At 31.8% G+C, this 18,465-nt stretch carries 16 protein-coding genes; 11 read left to right on the forward strand and 5 right to left on the reverse strand.

Annotated features, from left to right (window positions below):
• The first annotated feature begins 53 nt into the window (after positions 1-53).
• On the forward strand, positions 54-599 hold the full coding sequence (locus tag VOI25_RS00365) for a cysteine dioxygenase family protein (RefSeq protein WP_323786891.1): 546 nt from the start codon (positions 54-56) through the stop codon (positions 597-599).
• Here the strand turns inward: VOI25_RS00365 and VOI25_RS00370 are convergent.
• Together VOI25_RS00370 and VOI25_RS00375 are read right to left on the reverse strand one after the other, a co-directional pair.
• Positions 596-1,846, reverse strand: coding sequence for a DUF5103 domain-containing protein (locus VOI25_RS00370; protein ID WP_323786892.1), 1,251 nt, complete (start codon positions 1,844-1,846; stop codon positions 596-598). The two genes, VOI25_RS00365 and VOI25_RS00370, sit on opposite strands and share 4 nt — an antisense overlap.
• A gap of 91 nt (positions 1,847-1,937) precedes the next feature.
• Positions 1,938-2,654: an RNA methyltransferase gene (locus VOI25_RS00375; protein ID WP_323786893.1), complete on the reverse strand. Its 717-nt coding sequence runs from the start codon at positions 2,652-2,654 to the stop codon at positions 1,938-1,940.
• A gap of 195 nt (positions 2,655-2,849) precedes the next feature.
• Here VOI25_RS00375 and VOI25_RS00380 point away from each other — a divergent pair, with 195 nt between their 5' ends.
• From VOI25_RS00380 to VOI25_RS00400, 5 genes are all read left to right on the forward strand, one after another.
• Positions 2,850-5,312, forward strand: coding sequence for a BamA/TamA family outer membrane protein (locus VOI25_RS00380; RefSeq protein WP_323786894.1), 2,463 nt, complete (start codon positions 2,850-2,852; stop codon positions 5,310-5,312).
• Between the two features lie 119 nt (positions 5,313-5,431).
• A complete protein-coding gene (gene fbaA, locus VOI25_RS00385) occupies positions 5,432-6,499 on the forward strand; it encodes a class II fructose-bisphosphate aldolase (RefSeq protein WP_323786895.1) in 1,068 nt (355 codons plus the stop codon).
• 35 nt (positions 6,500-6,534) lie between these two features.
• On the forward strand, positions 6,535-7,392 hold the full coding sequence (accD, locus tag VOI25_RS00390; RefSeq protein WP_323786897.1) for an acetyl-CoA carboxylase, carboxyltransferase subunit beta: 858 nt from the start codon (positions 6,535-6,537) through the stop codon (positions 7,390-7,392).
• Positions 7,393-7,478: 86 nt separating this feature from the next.
• Positions 7,479-8,510: a T9SS type A sorting domain-containing protein gene (locus VOI25_RS00395; protein ID WP_323786898.1), complete on the forward strand. Its 1,032-nt coding sequence runs from the start codon at positions 7,479-7,481 to the stop codon at positions 8,508-8,510.
• A gap of 184 nt (positions 8,511-8,694) precedes the next feature.
• The gene (locus tag VOI25_RS00400) at positions 8,695-9,222 is read left to right on the forward strand and encodes a hypothetical protein (protein WP_323786899.1); all 528 of its coding nucleotides are present in this window, start codon (positions 8,695-8,697) and stop codon (positions 9,220-9,222) included.
• A gap of 52 nt (positions 9,223-9,274) precedes the next feature.
• Here VOI25_RS00400 and VOI25_RS00405 read toward each other — a convergent pair whose 3' ends face one another.
• Complete coding sequence (locus VOI25_RS00405; RefSeq protein WP_323786900.1) at positions 9,275-10,120, reverse strand: hypothetical protein; 846 nt, start codon at positions 10,118-10,120, stop codon at positions 9,275-9,277.
• 181 nt (positions 10,121-10,301) lie between these two features.
• On the opposite strand from VOI25_RS00405, the gene rpsO reads away from it, so the two are divergent.
• The 5 genes from rpsO to rpe all read left to right on the forward strand — a co-directional run bounded on the left by rpsO (position 10,302) and on the right by rpe (position 15,306).
• Complete coding sequence (rpsO, locus tag VOI25_RS00410) at positions 10,302-10,571, forward strand: 30S ribosomal protein S15 (RefSeq protein WP_323787619.1); 270 nt, start codon at positions 10,302-10,304, stop codon at positions 10,569-10,571.
• Positions 10,572-10,765: 194 nt separating this feature from the next.
• Positions 10,766-13,012 carry a polyribonucleotide nucleotidyltransferase gene (locus tag VOI25_RS00415; RefSeq protein ID WP_323786902.1) on the forward strand — a complete coding sequence of 749 codons (2,247 nt, stop codon included), beginning with the start codon at positions 10,766-10,768 and terminating at the stop codon, positions 13,010-13,012.
• A 165-nt stretch (positions 13,013-13,177) separates the two neighbouring features.
• Positions 13,178-13,552 carry a hypothetical protein gene (locus VOI25_RS00420; protein WP_323786903.1) on the forward strand — a complete coding sequence of 125 codons (375 nt, stop codon included), beginning with the start codon at positions 13,178-13,180 and terminating at the stop codon, positions 13,550-13,552.
• A 91-nt stretch (positions 13,553-13,643) separates the two neighbouring features.
• Positions 13,644-14,507: a sigma-70 family RNA polymerase sigma factor gene (locus tag VOI25_RS00425; RefSeq protein ID WP_008270568.1), complete on the forward strand. Its 864-nt coding sequence runs from the start codon at positions 13,644-13,646 to the stop codon at positions 14,505-14,507.
• 136 nt (positions 14,508-14,643) lie between these two features.
• Complete coding sequence (rpe, locus tag VOI25_RS00430; protein ID WP_323786904.1) at positions 14,644-15,306, forward strand: ribulose-phosphate 3-epimerase; 663 nt, start codon at positions 14,644-14,646, stop codon at positions 15,304-15,306.
• Here rpe and VOI25_RS00435 read toward each other — a convergent pair.
• Both VOI25_RS00435 and VOI25_RS00440 read right to left on the reverse strand, forming a co-directional pair.
• Positions 15,303-17,645 carry a GumC family protein gene (locus VOI25_RS00435; protein WP_323786905.1) on the reverse strand — a complete coding sequence of 781 codons (2,343 nt, stop codon included), beginning with the start codon at positions 17,643-17,645 and terminating at the stop codon, positions 15,303-15,305. The genes rpe and VOI25_RS00435 overlap by 4 nt on opposite strands.
• A 2-nt stretch (positions 17,646-17,647) precedes the next feature.
• The gene (locus VOI25_RS00440; protein ID WP_323786906.1) at positions 17,648-18,409 is read right to left on the reverse strand and encodes a polysaccharide biosynthesis/export family protein; all 762 of its coding nucleotides are present in this window, start codon (positions 18,407-18,409) and stop codon (positions 17,648-17,650) included.
• Positions 18,410-18,465 lie beyond the last annotated feature (56 nt).

Here is an 18,465-nt window from a genome sequence, read left to right on the forward strand (position 1 = left end):
CCCTATTTTTTCGGAAAATTAGAATAAACCCTTTCAAATTTATTGATAGCATATTGAAATCTCCAGAAAACATTCAAGAACTGATACAGCTATTGTCGGAATCTTCAAAAACACATTACAATTCTATATTGAATAGTTTTGATTTTGACGCTATAGATTTCAAAACCTTTGAAAGTTGGTCTTCAGAAAAATACACAAGAAATTGCTTATATAATGATGCGCAATTTGAATTACTTTTATTGTGTTGGAACGAAGGTCAAGAAACTTCAATACACGGTCATGATGGTGAGGATTGTTGGGTATATTTACTAGAAGGTGAAATGGAAGAAGTTTTTTATTGCTTAGACAATTCTGGTGGTTTAAGAGAAGAACGCTCACAAACTATTGTGCCTCATCAGCTATCATTTATGAATGATAGAATTGGTTTTCATAAGCTAAGAAACAGGTTTAAAGGAAAATCATTGAGCTTGCATTTGTACGCAAAACCAATTGAACAGTGCAATTTTTATTGTGAAGACACAGAGCGATTTATAGAAGTAAAACTAAATTACGATACACGAAAAGAATTGATGTTAGACCTAAAACCAAATTCAATTTAATTAGAAATATTGACTGAGCTTGCTTCACCAAAACCGATTAACTCATCATATCTAGCTCCAAGATCTCTGTAGTACACTAATACTTTATAATTATTTTCTGTTTGCCAAAAATTCCCACTAATACGGCCTTCATCTAGATTCCCTTTTGGATCTACAACAACATATTTATAGTTATAAAACCCTTGTTTGAGTTTAAAAGCCGCTTGATAATAATTTTCATCGCTATTGTACACCATTCTGTTCATGTCTTCCAATGCATAATTATTAAAATTACCATAAATATAAATTTTGCTCCCATCATCAAATTCAGGATAAGCTAATGCAAAATGTGTCATAGTATAATCTGCCTCAATACTAACGTCATCAACATCAATTGCGGTAACTAAAAAATTACCATTAATATCTGGATTAAACGTATATGGACGTCGAGCACGTTCAGAATTAACAAACAAATAGTTATGATAAATATCTTTTAAATCAATGAATTGTACACCAACATTTGCCGCTCTAATATCTTTATTTTCAAAAAAACGAAATTCGTTTCCAGCCCAGAAAGCAGTCTCATTAGTATAGCGATACACAAGCTCTTTTCCCAAAGTATATTGAGGTTTTACATTTGTAATAGCAGTATGCAGATTATTGTTTTGAATAATTAAAGTATTAATAGTCTGCAATGGATTATTAATATTTAAACTACTTGAATTTATTGAAATATCGACACTTTGTTTGCCTGCAATAAATCTTACATCTCTAGAACGCTTTATAGCAACTCCTACGCCTACTTTCTGCTCATAAATCATGAATTTTCTAGTAAAAACCAACTCTCTATCATCATTAAAAATTGAAATAATATAGTTCCCAGTTTTGGTCAATGCTCTAGTTTGAGCGTTAGGAATCTGTAATTTATAGTGAGAATATAATTGATAAGCATTATACGAATTGTGATAATCAACAATTCTATAATCATCAAAACCTACCATGTACTCCATTTTTACTAGATTAGATTGGGTCCAGTCGTAATTATAATGTTCTATGGTATAGTAAAAATCTGGTTCCGTCGCGACTAAAGCATCAAATTCTAAAACAAAGGGTTCATTTAATCTTAAAATTGGCAATTCTCCTTGCTGAGTATTTCTACTTTTAAAGGTAATTGTTTTAATATAATTTGGTGGATTTATTTCTTCCTCTTGTGCGCATAAAAACAACGGAAAACATAAAGCGAATAAAAATAGAATACTAAATTTCATTAAAGATGGTTTTATTAAAGCTAAAGATAAGCAAAATCCATGCCTTTTTATTAGTGCAAACGGTATTTTAAAATGTTTATTGGACGCAAAACTATTGCCCTTTAACAGCACTCAATACAATTGCCGTAGCCGTAGCCACATTTAAACTTTCAGTTGCTTTCAGGTTTCCAAAACGAGGAATGCCAATTTTTTTATGGATTAAACGTTCAATATTAGGAGAAATCCCATTGGCTTCATTACCCATAACTATTATTCCTTTTTTTGGTAATGCTTCGGAATAAATACTGCTTCCATCCATAAAGGTTCCGAAGGTTTCAAGTTCTGATTGTTTAAGATAATCTTCCAAATCGGTATACTTAATTTGAACACGAGTTAACGATCCCATCGAAGCTTGTACAACTTTAGGATTGTAACAATCTACAGTTTCTAAACTACACACAAGAGTTTCAATTCCAAACCAATCACATAAACGTATAATGGTACCTAAATTTCCTGGATCTCTTACATCATCAAGTGCTAAAATAAGTGACGATTCTTTTTCAGGTTTTGGTTTGGGTATTCTAAAAATAGCCAATGCCGTATTAGGTGATTTTAATCCGCTAATTCTTTGAAGATCTTTTGATGAAATTAACTTTGTTTCAACATCAAAAATAGCTTCTGTTGCAAATAATTGATAGAGTTCAAACTCAGAATCTAAAAATTCTCGAATACCCTTTACGCCTTCAACTAAAAAAAGCTCCTCTTGCTGTCTAAACTTTTTTTGACCTAAGGATTTAATTAACTTTATCTCATTTTTTGTTATACTCAAAATGTATTTACTTTTGTATCTTATAATAGGATTTACAAAGTAATACTTTTTTGGTCTATTTTTTGTTATGCTATAGCACATTAAAACTGTACATTTGAATTACGTCGTTTTTCTAATTGATTTTTGTTGAAAAAAAGCCTCTACTACATATCGTTTCTAGTAATGATTATCTTGTTTACCACCTCATGTAACGTCATGAAACGCGTAGGTAAAAACGACCATTTATTGACTGAAAACACTGTTTTGGTTGATGGCAAAAAAGATAAAACAGAAACGATTAGCAATCTTATTCATCAAAAACCTAATGGTCAATTATTGGGCATACCGCTTCGACTTCATATATTTAATTTAGCACGACCTAATATAGATTCTATTTTAAATGACAAGTATCGGAATCCAGAAAACCCAAGAACAGGTCAAAAAAAATTATTATCATTAAAACAATATGAAGCCTTAATAAGTTCGAAAAAAGGATTCAATAATTGGCTAAAAAAAACGGGGGAAGCACCAACTATTTTAAATGAAACTAAAGCAGAAAAAACAGTTGCTGGTTTAAAAAAATATTTTTACAGCAAAGGTTGGTTCAATGTAAAAACATCATTTGATATTGAAAAAGATAGTACTCAAAGAGCAAGTGTAACTTACAATGTTACTAGAGGAAATCCTTTTTTTCTTGATTCTATTACTACCAATATTGCTTCTCCAGTAGTTGATTCTTTATATCGTACTAAATTCAAGAAATATGCTCTTATTAAACAAGGACAACAATTTGATGAATTAAATTATACACAAGAACGCAACAGACTAACTGCAGAATTAAGAAATTCTGGTTTGTTTCATTTTGGTCAAGATTATATCAAATTTGACATAGATACTATTTTGCCTGGAGACGTAGTAAACACTGAGTTAATTATAGAAAACAGAGCAATTCGTTCAGAAGATTCGGTTTCTCGAGTGCCTTTTAAAATCTATAAAATAAAGGATGTCAATATCTACAGTGATTATAGATATGAAAACAAAGACAAACCCATTACAGATTCTATTCAATATAAAAACTATAACCTTTATAGTTATGAAAAATTAAAATTCAGACCAAAGGCATTGACAGATGCCGTTTTTATAACCAAAGATTTAATTTTTAGAGATTTAGACCGAACAAGAACCTATAGATATTTAAGTGAATTAAAAGCATTTAACTATCCAAATATTGAATACATTGAAAATGTTCAAGACACCACTTTAACAGCAAATATATATCTGTCACCCAAAAAAAAATACGACTTAGGTTTTGATTTTGATGTCTCTCAAAGTAATATTCAAACGGTTGGGTTTTCAATAAGTACTGGTCTAGTCATTAGAAATGTATTTAGAGGAGCTGAAACATTAGAAATATCTGCCTTAGGTGCCATTGGAGCTTCACGAGATGCATCAGATAGTAAAGATCAATTTTTTGATATTAATGAGTATGGTGGAAATTTAAGACTGAGCATCCCTAGACTATTTTTCCCATTCAATACTGACAAAATCATTCCAAAATACATGTCTCCTAGCACACGAATAAGCATTGGTGCTACTAGCCAACGAAATATTGGACTTGACAAACAAACCTTAACAGGTGCATTTAATTATAATTGGTTTCCTTCAGAAAAAGTAACAAATAATATTGATTTGTTTAATGTTCAATTCGTGAAAAACTTAAATATAAACAACTACTTTGGAGTATATCAAAATTCGTATGATCGATTAAATCAAATTGCAAAAGACATAAACTATATAAGTGATGACACAAATTTATCGCTTCCTGATGGAGCAGATCTATTTATAAATGATGTACTAACTAATAATACGTCATTAAATCCAGAAGATGATAGTTATGAAGATGTCAATAATATTTCCCAACGTAAAGACCGACTTACTGAAGATAACCTTATTTTTTCATCAAGTTTCAACTATATAAAAGATCGAAGAGAAAACTTATTTGATAACGATTTTTCTATTTTAAGATTTAGAGTTGAAACCGCAGGAAACCTCTTAACGAGTTTATCGAAAACACTTAATTTAAACAAAAACAGTAATGGTAAATATGAAATAATAGGTGTTCCTTTTTCTCAATTTATTAAAACGGAAGTTGATTACGTTAAGCACTGGGATTTAGGAAAGAAGAACGTATTTGCCATCCGAAGCTATTTTGGAGTTGCTATTCCTTATGGGAACTCTGATAACATTCCTTTTGCAGAAAGTTTCTTTGCTGGTGGACCAAATGACATTAGAGCTTGGACTGCCTATAATCTAGGTCCAGGAAGTTCATTATCTACAAATGAATTTAATGAAGCAAATATGAAAATCACATTAAGTGCTGAACAACGCTTCAATCTTGTTGGTCGTTTTAATGGTGCAATCTTTTTAGATGCTGGAAATATCTGGAACGTTCTTGATGATGTTGAAGATAAAGAGGCGACATTCGAAGGCTTTAGCTCTTTAAAAAACATAGCTATTGGCTCCGGATTTGGGGTACGTTATGATTTCAGTTTCTTCGTATTACGCCTAGATGTTGGATTTAAAACTTATGATCCTTCACGACCAAATGGCTCGCGTTGGTTTAAGGATTACAATTTCGGAAATGCCGTTTATAATATTGGTATCAACTACCCTTTTTAATCATTCTAACAATAACGTTTTCGTAGATATATTAGTCATCTATGTGATAAATAGGCTTCAATTTATTTAAAAATTACGTATTTTTGATAACTTAATTTTCAACTTAAAAAATCACAAAAATGAGTCATAATATCAAAGGTGGAGTTGCAACAGGACGTGAAGTTCAAGAGATTTTTAAACTAGCTAAAGAAAAAGGGTTTGCCTTGCCAGCAGTTAATGTAATTGGATCTAATACTATTAATGGCGTTTTAGAAACTGCAAAAGCATTAAATGCACCAGTAATTATACAATTTTCAAATGGAGGTGCTCAATTTAATGCAGGTAAAGGATTAAGTAACGAAAATCAAAAAGCAGCTATTGCAGGATCTATTGCAGGAGCAAAACACATACATCTAATGGCTGAAGCTTACGATGTACCTGTAATTTTACATACAGACCATTGTGCAAAAAAATTACTTCCTTGGATTGATGGTTTATTAGATGCGAGTGAACAACATTTTAAAGAAACTGGTAAGTCATTATATAGTTCTCACATGATTGATTTATCTGAAGAACCTATTGAAGAAAATATTGAAATTTGTAAAACATACCTAGAGCGCATGAGTAAAATGGGTATGACTTTGGAAATTGAATTAGGTATTACAGGTGGTGAAGAAGATGGTGTTGATAATACTGATGTTGATGATTCTAAATTATACACACAACCTGAAGAAGTTGCTTATGCTTATGAAGAATTGAGTAAAGTAAGTGATCAATTTACAATTGCTGCAGCTTTTGGTAATGTGCATGGTGTTTACAAACCTGGAAACGTAAAGTTAACTCCAAAAATTTTAAAGAATTCTCAAGAGTTCTTATCGAACAAACATAATGTTCCACATAACCATATCGATTTTGTGTTTCATGGTGGTTCGGGTTCTACAGTCGACGAAATTAGAGAAGCTATTGGTTATGGTGTCATAAAAATGAATATTGATACAGATATGCAATATGCTTTTATGAGCGGAGTACGAGATTACATGGGAGAAAAAGAAGCCTATTTAAAGCAACAAATAGGTAATCCTGATGGTGATGATGTACCTAACAAAAAGTATTATGACCCTAGAGTTTGGTTACGTAAAGGTGAAGATGCATTTGTTGAACGTTTAAAAAAAGCATTTGAAGACCTTAATAACGTAAATACTTTATAACTTTGCACTCTAACTAATTAACTAAATCTAATTAAATGGCTTGGTTTAAAAGAAAAGATAAAGGTATACAAACGACTACCGAACAGAAAAAAGACACACCTAAAGGATTATGGTATAAGTCTCCAACTGGTAAAATTGTAGACACTAAAGAATTAGAGAAAAATTTTTATGTGAGTCCTGAAGATGGGTATCATGTGAGAATTGGTAGCAAAGAATATTTCGAGATTTTATTTGACGATAATAAATTTAAGGAACTTGATATTGATTTAACATCTAAAGATCCTTTAAAATTTGAAGACACCAAAAAATATCCAGACCGTTTAAAAGCTGCTCAAGAAAAAACAAATCTTAAAGACGCTGTTCGTACAGCCGTTGGAAAATCTAACGGACAAGATTTGGTTATCGCATGTATGGATTTTACATTTATTGGTGGCTCTATGGGAAGTGTTGTTGGTGAAAAAATTGCACGTGCTGCCGAATATGCTTTAAAGAAAAAAACTCCATTTATGATTATTTCCAAATCTGGAGGAGCTCGTATGATGGAAGCGGCTTTATCTTTAATGCAATTGGCAAAGACTTCAGTAAAATTAGCGCAATTAGCAGATGCTGGCATCCCTTACATTTCATTATGTACAGATCCAACTACTGGAGGAACTACAGCTTCGTTTGCTATGTTAGGTGATATTAATATTAGTGAACCTGGAGCATTAATCGGTTTTGCTGGACCAAGAGTTGTAAGAGATACTACAGGACAAGAATTACCTGAAGGATTTCAAACTTCAGAGTTTTTATTAGAACATGGATTCTTAGATTTTATAACGCATCGCAAAAATTTAAAAAATAAGGTCAATTTATATATTGATTTAATTAAAAATCAACCATTAAGAACTTAAAAAAAGGACCTCACTTGAGGTCTTTTTTTATATAAGATAAAATAATTTCATACATTCGTAAATATCAATAATTCAAACCTTTAAACATGAAACAAAAATTACTCTTTACATTCTTATTATCTTCTTTCATTAGTTTTGCTCAAGCACCTATAGCTGAGTTTGTAAACAGTATGGAAACAGATTATGCTTTAATAGATTCTACAGTATTATTAGATGAAAGCGCTTCTGGAACTGCAGTAACATGGAATTTTACCTCTTTATCACAAGTAGGTACAAATACGGATACCAATGTAGCTCCAACGTCTGGGGAACTATCAACTTATCCTGGAACAACTGAAGTTTTAGTCGTTACTACAAATTCAATGCCTCCAGCCGAAAGCAGACTCTTTATTAGAGATGTAGCCAATGAAATTTCGATAACTGGCGCAGCTCAAGAAGGACTTGAATTAAATTTAACAAACAATGCAACACTTGGAACTTTCCCATTAAGTTTTGGGGATTCTAATACAGATACTGTTAGTGGAACTTTTGCTGGAAGTGTTGACGGCACAAATGTAAGTGGAACATTTACAGGTAGTTTTGACGCTGACGTTGATGCCTATGGAGCCTTAAATCTTAATGATTTCGGTTTAGGTGCATATAATGGAAATGTCACTAGAATAAAAACTGTATTGGATATTACTTTAGTAGTTGCTGGTATTTTTAATATCGGAACTGTTGTTCAAACTGGATATTATTATTTTGACGATTCAGATGGAAGTCTAGTTTTTAGAAGTTCGACTAATGTTTTTGATATTGATTTTCTTGGAAATATCTTTATGGACACCGTTGCACTGTACGAAGCTCAAGATAGAAGTACTTTAGGTTTAAATGAAATCGCTTTGGCTTCTAATGATGTTAAATTATTTCCAAATCCCACACGTACTATTTTAAATGTAAAATCGTCAAATTCAAATACATTTAAGTCAATTCAAGTTTTAGATTTAAATGGAAGAACCGTATTAAATATTAAAGATAATTATAATACAATTGATGTCTCTAATTTACAATTAGGCTTGTACATTTTGAATATAGAAACAACTAATGGTTATATTTCGAAAAGGTTTATCAAGAAATAACTATCAGTACTTTAATAAAAAAAGCGAGCCAAATGGCTCGCTTTTTAAGTTTTTGCAAACTCTATTCGTATTTGAGAAATTATTTAGAATACTTCTAAATATATAAAAGAACAATATTGTGTAGTAAATTTTCTATATATTTTCGTATATTGTTATTTACAACAACTTTCAGATCCTTCAAATAATGAAAAACAAACTTCTATTATCTCTTTTTATTATGTCCTTTTTTTTGGCTAACAGCCAAGAATTTCTTGTAAAAGACATTCAATTAATTCCATTAAGCGTCTTTCATACAAATAAAAAACAGGACAACTTTAGTACAGGTGGAATTCATTTAGGTTTAGACCTTGGGTTCAAAATACACAAGCAAAACTTTCGTTTGCAACTCAATTCTGGTACAAATGTGAATATTTTAAGCACTAATGATGATAGTTTTACATCGATCAATTTACTCTATGAATTAAGCCCGAAAATTTTTGAATGGATGTCAACCGATATTTATAGTGGTATTGGTATTAATCATATATCTTTTGAAAGAGATTACTCCGTACCAATAAGTAACACATACTTCAATGTGCCTATTGGGATGAGATTTATGTTTCTAACTAAAAATAGAATATCTCTTGGACTTCAATTTCAATCTGATTTCAATTATGATAACAATACACTAATCTATTCAACGGTAATTAGATATAATTTCAAAAAAAATTAAATAAAAAAGCGAGCCAATTGGCTCGCTTTTTTTTATCCCTAATTTTTAAACTCTAATTCAAAACAATATCAATCACATTACCATTATTAGTTGTAAACGTAGCTTGATTATCACATTCTCCATCTCCATAATCAAATGTTCCTCCAAAATTTGTTCGTTGTACATCAACACTTCCACTTACAAAATAAGAACAAACAACTTCTTTTCGTAATGGTGTTAACACCTCATACGAATGCGTATTACCATTCACAAAAGTAGTGGTCCAATTTCCAGACATTTCAAAAACATTATCACTAAAAACACCACTATCAAAACCTTCGACCCACTCTCTTATTTTAAGACCTTCTCTACTCGCTTGTGCTCCATTTGGCCATATAATTGTGAGATCTAAACTATGTGTAAACTGAGGGTTCCCATTCTCGTTAGAGAATTGTCTTAATATAGTTCTACTGCCTATCACTTGTTTTGCATCAAAATAGAAATCAACCAAATTATAACTTATCAATATTTCTTGCGCTTCTATATCTCTAGTGTAAGAGAATATGATTTGACCTTTTAACAAATGACCGTTAATAATACAACCTTCTGAACCAAAGTCTAAGGTAATCTCTCTAAAACCTTGTTCTAAAACTACAGTAACTGTTACGCAATCTGGTAAATACGATTGATCACTAGTGGTTCTGTTTAGCTCATTTCTTTCTTGATTCTCATAAGAATCAATAATGATATCACTAATCGTTGCACCAGCAATATCCACTTCAGACGCAAGTCTAACCTCAGTCATATCTCTGGTTTGGGTATCTGCTTCAACCGATTCATCCTCACTACAACTTACAAATGCAAATGCTAGAACCGAAAGCATTAAAATCGATTTCTTAAAAACATGTCTTTTTTTCATGATTATTTTTTTAATAGTTAATATGATGCTAAGACCATATCAAATATAAAAGGTTTAATCTATAAGCTTAAAAAATAAAAAACAGTGGTATCTAAATTTGGAAATCATTAAAAATGACTATATTTGCCGCTTGAAAGATCGACTTTCAACGTACATAAAAATCATTTACAATAATATTAGCATGTATTTAGATCAAAAAGAAAAAGAAGCCATCTTTAAAAAACATGGCAAAAATGTAAAAGACACTGGAACTGCAGAAGGTCAAATTGCATTATTCACTTACAGAATTAACCACTTAACTGAGCACCTGAAACAAAATCGTAAAGATTATAACTCTGAGCGTTCATTAGTAAAGTTAGTAGGTAAAAGAAGAAGCTTACTTGATTATTTAACAAAGAAAGATGTCTTAAGATATCGTGCAATAGTTAAAGAATTAGGATTAAGAAAATAATATTAAAGAGGCTTCGTGCCTCTTTTTTTATATAATAACTCTTACGACAGAGTATAATAATCGTAAATAAGAAGCTAATTATAGTTTTTCATTGGTCAAGACATCATGTCTCACAACAACTACAACAACACAACGACCATTGTTTAACATTGTTCTGGCACCAAAATAGTGCCTGAACTAGAATTAAAAAATTTATGATTCCAAAAGTATTTAGAGAGGTCATTGACCTTGGTGATGGTAGAGAAATTTCTATCGAAACCGGAAAATTAGCAAAACAAGCGCATGGTAGCGTAGTTGTGCAATCAGGAAAATGTATGTTATTATGTACAGTAGTTTCCAATTACAAACAAAGTCCTGTAGACTTTTTACCACTTACTGTAGATTACAGAGAAAAATTTGCGGCTGCAGGTCGTTATCCAGGAGGTTTCTTTAAAAGAGAAGCAAGACCAAGTGATGGTGAAGTTTTAACAATGCGATTAGTAGACAGAGTTTTACGTCCATTATTCCCAAAAGATTATCACAGTGAAACACAAGTGATGATTCAATTAATGTCTCATGATGATGATGTTATGCCAGACGCAATGGCAGGATTAGCAGCTTCTGCAGCAATTCAATTATCTGATTTCCCTTTTGAATGCCCAATTTCTGAAGCTAGAGTTGGTCGTGTAAACGGAGAATTTGTTATTAACCCAACTCGTGCTCAATTAGAAGAATCTGATTTAGACATGATGATTGGTGCTTCTGCCGATTCGGTAATGATGGTTGAAGGTGAAATGGATGAGATTTCTGAAGAAGAAATGGCTGATGCTATTAAATTTGCACATGAAGCTATTAAAGTACAATGTGCTGCTCAAGTAAGATTAGCAGAAGCATTTGGCAAGAAAGATGTTCGTGAATATGAAGGTGAAAGAGAAGAAGAAGATTTAGCCAAGAAAATTCATGATATGGCTTATGATAAAGTGTATGCAATTGCTAAAGCTGGATCTGCTAAACATGAAAGAAGCAACGCTTTTTCTGAAATCAAAGAAGATATTAAAGCTACGTTTTCTGAAGAAGAATTAGAAGACTTTGGTGATTTAGTGTCTAAATATTACTATAAAGCAGAAAAAGCTGCCATAAGGGATTTAACTTTAAACGAAGGTTTGCGTTTAGATGGTCGTAAGACTGATGAGATTAGACCAATTTGGTGTGAAGTAGATTACTTACCATCAACTCATGGTTCTTCAATCTTTACTCGTGGAGAAACTCAAGCTTTAGCTACAGTAACTCTTGGAACATCTAGAGATGCAAATCAATTAGATATGCCATCTTTTGAAGGTGAAGAGCGTTTCTATTTACACTATAACTTCCCTCCTTTTTCAACAGGAGAAGCTAGACCAATCCGAGGAACATCCCGTAGAGAAGTTGGTCATGGTAACTTAGCACAGCGTGCTTTAAAAGGTATGGTGCCAGATGAATGTCCTTACACTGTACGTGTAGTATCTGAAGTATTAGAATCTAATGGTTCTTCTTCTATGGCGACAGTTTGTGCAGGTACTATGGCACTAATGGATGCTGGAGTTCAATTAAAGAAACCCGTTTCTGGTATTGCGATGGGATTAATTTCTGATGCAGATTCTGGAAATTACGCTGTTTTATCTGATATCTTAGGTGATGAAGATCATTTAGGTGATATGGATTTCAAAGTGACTGGTACTGCAGATGGTATCACAGCTTGTCAAATGGATATTAAAGTAAAAGGATTATCATACGAGATTTTAGTAAATGCACTAAAACAAGCTCGTGATGGTCGTTTACATATCTTAGATAAGTTAACTGAAACAATTGCTACACCAAACGAAGATGTTAAAGAGCATGCTCCTACAATGGTGACCAGACGCGTTCCTAATGAATTTATTGGAGCCTTAATTGGACCAGGTGGAAAAGTAATTCAGGAAATGCAAAAAGAAACTGAAACCACTATTGTTATTAATGAAGATCCAGTAACAGAAGAAGGAATTGTAGAAATTTTAGGTGTAGGTAAAAAAGGAATTGATGCTGTAATGGCAAAAATTGATGCCATATTATTTAAGCCTGAAGTTGGCAGTGTTTACGAAGTAAAAGTTATCAAAATGTTAGATTTTGGTGCTGTTGTTGAGTATGTAGATGCTCCTGGAAATGAAGTGTTATTACATGTAAGTGAATTAGCTTGGGAACGTACTGAAAATGTATCTGACGTTGTAAACATGGGAGATGTATTTGATGTGAAGTACTTTGGTATAGATTCTAGAACGCGTAAAGAAAAAGTTTCTCGTAAAGCAATTTTACCAAAACCTGAAGGTTATGTAGCAAGACCACCAAGAGATGATAAACGTTCTGGTGGACGTGATAATAACAGAGGAAGAGATAATCGTGGACGTGATAACCGTCGTGATGATCGTAAGCCTAGAGAAGATAAATAAGAAGATTAATTTCTTTTAATAATTTTATAAAGCCTTGTAAATTCATTTTACAAGGCTTTATTTATTTAAAGGAAACGGTAAAACTTTAACCTTAGAAACGTTTCATTGCGATATTCGAGTCGTAAAAATTAGGAAAAGTGCTCTATTTTCATTATATTATTAGCTATGATACATTCAGACAAAGATAAATATTCAGACATTTTAAATGATTCTCTTGCTTATTTAGAGCAACATGGTTTTGAAGATATTAAAGCCGATGCCGAAGGTTATGAAACTCCTAAATCTTTTACTAAAAAAGGTAGTGATATTACAATTACACCTGACATTGTCGCTATGAAAAATGGAAGAAAACACTATTTTGATATCAGTCTCAAAAGCGATAAACCTAAATTATTAAAATCGAAATGGATATTTTTAAATACTTTAACTGCTTTAAAATCACATCATTTTAAACTAATTACTACAAAAGGTCATTATAAATTCACTAATGAAATGCTTGAAGACATCAATTTAAACAACAAAAGTTTAATCAAAATTTAAAATAATATTAATTTTATTGTAACATTTTTTGCACTTATTACGTATAACTATATAGTAATTTACATTTACCCAAATTAAAGTAGACATATAAATGAGACAACTAAAAATCACGAAGCAAGTTACCAATAGAGAAACTGCATCGTTAGACAAGTATTTACAAGAGATTGGAAAGGTTGATTTAATTACTGCAGATGAAGAAGTTGAATTAGCTCAACGCATCAAAGCAGGTGATCAAATAGCTTTAGAAAAATTAACTAAAGCTAACCTTCGTTTCGTAGTTTCTGTAGCTAAACAATATCAAAATCAAGGACTAACATTACCAGATTTAATTAACGAAGGTAACTTAGGCTTAATTAAAGCAGCTCAACGATTTGATGAAACTCGTGGGTTTAAATTTATTTCTTATGCCGTTTGGTGGATTCGTCAATCTATCTTACAGGCTTTAGCTGAACAATCTCGTATTGTTCGTTTACCTTTAAACAAAATTGGTTCTATAAATAAAATTAATAAAACATTTGCTTTTTTAGAGCAAAGTCATGAACGTCCTCCAAGTGCTGAAGAAATTGCCAAAGAGTTAGATATGACTATTAACGATGTTAAGGAATCTATGAAAAACTCTGGACGTCACGTCTCTATGGATGCGCCATTAGTTGAAGGAGAAGATTCAAACCTTTACGATGTTTTACGTAGTGGTGAATCTCCAAATCCAGATAGAGATTTATTACACGAATCTTTACGTACTGAGATTGAACGTGCTTTAGAAACATTAACACCTCGTGAAGCAGATGTCATTCGCTTGTATTTTGGTCTTGGAAATCAACATCCAATGACTTTAGAAGAAATAGGAGAAACATTTGATTTAACAAGAGAACGTGTACGTCAAATAAAAGAAAAAGCTATTAGAAGATTAAAGCATACGTCTAGAAGTAAAATATTAAAAACATATTTAGGTTAGTAAATACTTTTATTTACGACCTAATAACAGTAACAAACAGTTACAAAATAACTGTTCGTTTTTTGATTGATGAAAGAACCCACGGCTGATTACCGTGGGTTTGTTTTTTTATCCTATTTTTGCAAAAAAATAATTTATGTCTTCAAAACTTATTGCTCCATCAATTTTAGCTGCCGATTTTGCTAACCTTCAACGAGATATAGAGATGGTTAATTCTAGTGATGCCGATTGGTTTCACATTGATATTATGGATGGTGTATTTGTTCCAAACATTTCATTTGGCATGCCAGTTTTAAAGGCTATTACGACCCATGCAAAAAAACTTGTCGACGTACATTTAATGATCGTAGATCCAGACCGATATATAAAAACATTTGCCAATCTTGGAGCTCATAATCTTACTGTTCATTACGAAGCATGTCCTCATCTTCATAGAACACTTCAAGCAATTAAAGCGGAAGGCATGAAGGCTGGAGTGGCATTAAATCCTCATACTCCTATATCGCACTTAGAAGACCTGATTAATGACATCGACCTTGTATGCATAATGAGTGTAAACCCAGGGTTTGGAGGTCAAAGTTTTATTGAAAACACCATTTCTAAAGTAAGTCAACTAAAAGAGTTGATTAACAAAAAAGGAGCCTCAACAAAAATTGAAATAGATGGCGGTGTTACTAATAAAAATGCCAAGCAACTTATTGAAGCTGGTGCAGATGTGTTAGTTGCAGGCAGTTATGTCTTTAAAAGTAAAAACCAGAAAGACACCATTAAAGGTTTAAAAGATCTAGCTAACAGCTAAGCTAATTCTTTACTTCCGTAACCATAGCCATAACCATAGTTATAACCATAACCATAAGATCTACTTGCTCCAACACCATTGATAACATATGCCATGTTTTTCAGCTTACCTGTTTCAAATAAATCTTGTGAAAAACTAAGAATCTTTTTATCTGTAAAATTTGCTCTTGAAATATACACTGTTACATCAGCGAGTTGAGATATAAGCATAGTATCTGTTACTAAAACCGTAGGCGCAGTATCGACAATAACATAATCATAAATATCTTTAGCCTCTTCAATTAACGCTTTAAACCTACCATTTGTAAGTAAATTTGTTGGGTTTGGTGGAATATTTCCTGAGAGTAATATATCGTGATTTTGATGCTTTTCAAAACCTTTCAATAAATTAGATTTCCAATCTACTGTAGCATCATGTAAATAATCAGAGAGACCTACTGTACTTTTATCAAATTTTGTATGCGTATGAATTTGTGGGTTACGTAAATCAGCACCAATTAGCAAGATTTTTTTATTCATACTTGAAAGCGCTAACGATAAATTTATACTAATAAATGTTTTACCTTCTCCCTTAATTGTTGATGTGCAGTAAATTACTTTACCTTTTTCATCATCTTTGACTGGAAGTAAATAATTTACGTTAGAACTTAAAATCCTAAACGATTCTGCTAATACTGTTCTATCATTAGGATTAGCAAAAATAGCTTTCTCTTTTTTGCTAATATCTGGGATTTCTGCAATTATTGGAATTTTATTATTAAGTCTAAGGATGTCTTCCTTTCCATGTATTTTAGTGTCTAACATGAAAATCAGGTATAATATTCCAAATGGAATTAAAAGTCCTGCTAAAAGTGCTGCGGCATAAGCCACATTAGGCTTAGGTGTAATTGGAGCAGAAGTTGATAAAGCATAGTCTACAACCTTAACTGAAGGTTCAGTAATCGCTAAGTTTATCGCTGCTTCTTCACGTTTTTGAAGTAATAAAAGATATAAACTTTCCTTAATCATTTGCTGACGCTCGATAGCTCTTAATAATTTTTCTTGCTCAGGTATCTGAGACACTCGTCCTACAAATTTTCTGTTTCGACTTCTTAATTGACTTTGAGATACTTCAAGTTGTTTTTGATATGAATTAAGTGATATGGTTATATTAGCTCTTAAATCATCCATATGAGACTGTGTAAACTTAACAGTTGGATTATTTTCTCCACCACTTCGTATTAATTTATCTCTTTGAAGAGCAGCCGTATTATATTCACTAATTAGCGAATTAATATTTCCATTTTCTAGTCCAATATTAGCTGGCAATAAACCTCCACTAAGATTTGATTTCAATGAATTTAATAACATATCAGCAATCATTATCTGACTTTCAATCTGAAATACATCTTCATCAGATTTAGAACGTTGTTCTAATCCAATTTCAGCATCGGCTCCAAGATCTACCAAATTATTGCGCTCTTTGAATTCTTTTCGGTCAATTTCAACCGAATCTAATTCAGTAGCAAGAAAGATAAAACGATCATCAATAAAATCTAAAGTTCGTTGCGACACCAATTGTCTATCTTTTATACCATCTTTATTAAATACATCGATGAGTGTATTTAAAATGCGTTCTGAACGCAACTTACTCTCACCTTTTATCAACAGGCTTAATAAATCACTTTGATCACCAATTGATTCAACCAAAATAGTTGATTTCAATTTTAAAGTCGCAGATTTAAGAGGTCCGAAATACACAATAAAGCGCTTACCTATATTTTCCTCAAATATTTCAGCATCTCCTTTTTTTAATTCAAATGGAAAATTATGTTCCATTTCGTAACTATTATGATTTGGTATTTCAATCGTCTTTTCTGTTCTCAAATTGGTGACTTCAAAATTCTCACTTTGAACATCAATGGAATATGAAAAAGGCTTTGAGATACTATCAATACTTATGAGTTGTTCAAAATTAAATGGTAATTCCGCAATTTGAGCCGTTTGAATCGTACCTTCTTCGTAGAATACTGTATTTAGCTTCAGCTCAGTAGCTACCTGTTCTAAAATTCGGTAAGACGTTAGAATTTCAATTTCGTTTTCTAAGTTAATATTAGAACGCTTAAAAATAAATGCAGAGGTCGGTAATTCTAAACCGTCTGACTCATCTAAAATTTTCATTTTAGCGGTAGTCTCATAAATTCTTGAGGCATATCTAACATAGATATAAGCACTTAACGATGTAATAATTAAAGCCAAAACGAACCAAGGCCAATACCTGAGGTATTTCCTAAATTCTTGTTTTAAGTCCGCTTTATCATCATCAAAATTCGCGAAAGTATTGTTTAATTGCGTATTCATAACTACCTAGACAATAATATGATTGAACTTAAAACTAAAGACGCTATTGTTAGAATTGTCCCAGTTCCATTAATAAACCCAGCATTTTTAACTCTTGGATTGTTAGGGTTAACAATAATAACATCATTGGGTTTTACATAGAAAAACTCAGAATTCATAAAGTCTGTTTTAGTTAAGTCAATATGAGTAATTTTTCTTACACCATCTACATCTCTTGTAATTATAATGTCATCTCTTTTACCGTTAATTGTTAAATCTCCAGCATAACCTAAGGCTTGTAAAATCGTTATATTCTGCTCAGTAAAATTATAGGTCCCAGGAATATTAACCTCTCCCAAAACAGTAATTTTGGCATTAACAAGACGAACACTAATTGTTGGATTATTTAAATGACCTCCTTCAGTTAATAATAATCTTATCTTTTCTTCTGCTTCATTTGTAGTTAGCTTAGATAACAAAATCTCACCTAAGATTGGATAATTAATTGTGCCTTCATTACTAACTAAATAACCTTCTAATTGTAATATTTGTATACTATTATTTGGAACTCCTCCAGCTACACCTCTATTATAAGGAATAGCAGCTTCAGGCACAATACTTTCAACCGTTATTTTTAAAATATCATTAGGTTGTATGGTAGAGTTTTGGTAGCTAATTTCGGTACTACTATTTTCGTTTGCGTCTTGAATGTACAGTATATCTTTCTTGGAAGCACAAGACGATAACGTGAGTATAAATAAAAATACGATACAATTTAACTTCATAATTCTAATATCTGTTGAGGGAGCAAATATAATCTATTTAGAGGAATCACAAAGAA

Origin of the sequence: Psychroserpens sp., assembly GCF_034670085.1 — a bacterium.
In the GTDB taxonomy this organism is placed as follows: Bacteria; Bacteroidota; Bacteroidia; order Flavobacteriales; family Flavobacteriaceae; genus Psychroserpens.

What these genes read in the sequence shown, in the direction of transcription:
- VOI25_RS00440 (WP_323786906.1), bottom strand. Translation starts at nt 18,409, where the DNA reads ATGAAGTTAAATTGTATCGTATTTTTATTTATACTCACGTTATCGTCT.
- VOI25_RS00405 (WP_323786900.1), bottom strand. Translation starts at nt 10,120, where the DNA reads ATGAAAAAAAGACATGTTTTTAAGAAATCGATTTTAATGCTTTCGGTT.
- VOI25_RS00435 (WP_323786905.1), bottom strand. Translation starts at nt 17,645, where the DNA reads ATGAATACGCAATTAAACAATACTTTCGCGAATTTTGATGATGATAAA.
- VOI25_RS00380 (WP_323786894.1), top strand. Translation starts at nt 2,850, where the DNA reads ATGAAACGCGTAGGTAAAAACGACCATTTATTGACTGAAAACACTGTT.
- fbaA (WP_323786895.1), top strand. Translation starts at nt 5,432, where the DNA reads ATGAGTCATAATATCAAAGGTGGAGTTGCAACAGGACGTGAAGTTCAA.
- VOI25_RS00395 (WP_323786898.1), top strand. Translation starts at nt 7,479, where the DNA reads ATGAAACAAAAATTACTCTTTACATTCTTATTATCTTCTTTCATTAGT.
- VOI25_RS00370 (WP_323786892.1), bottom strand. Translation starts at nt 1,846, where the DNA reads ATGAAATTTAGTATTCTATTTTTATTCGCTTTATGTTTTCCGTTGTTT.
- VOI25_RS00420 (WP_323786903.1), top strand. Translation starts at nt 13,178, where the DNA reads ATGATACATTCAGACAAAGATAAATATTCAGACATTTTAAATGATTCT.
- rpe (WP_323786904.1), top strand. Translation starts at nt 14,644, where the DNA reads ATGTCTTCAAAACTTATTGCTCCATCAATTTTAGCTGCCGATTTTGCT.
- VOI25_RS00425 (WP_008270568.1), top strand. Translation starts at nt 13,644, where the DNA reads ATGAGACAACTAAAAATCACGAAGCAAGTTACCAATAGAGAAACTGCA.
- VOI25_RS00415 (WP_323786902.1), top strand. Translation starts at nt 10,766, where the DNA reads ATGATTCCAAAAGTATTTAGAGAGGTCATTGACCTTGGTGATGGTAGA.
- rpsO (WP_323787619.1), top strand. Translation starts at nt 10,302, where the DNA reads ATGTATTTAGATCAAAAAGAAAAAGAAGCCATCTTTAAAAAACATGGC.
- VOI25_RS00400 (WP_323786899.1), top strand. Translation starts at nt 8,695, where the DNA reads ATGAAAAACAAACTTCTATTATCTCTTTTTATTATGTCCTTTTTTTTG.
- accD (WP_323786897.1), top strand. Translation starts at nt 6,535, where the DNA reads ATGGCTTGGTTTAAAAGAAAAGATAAAGGTATACAAACGACTACCGAA.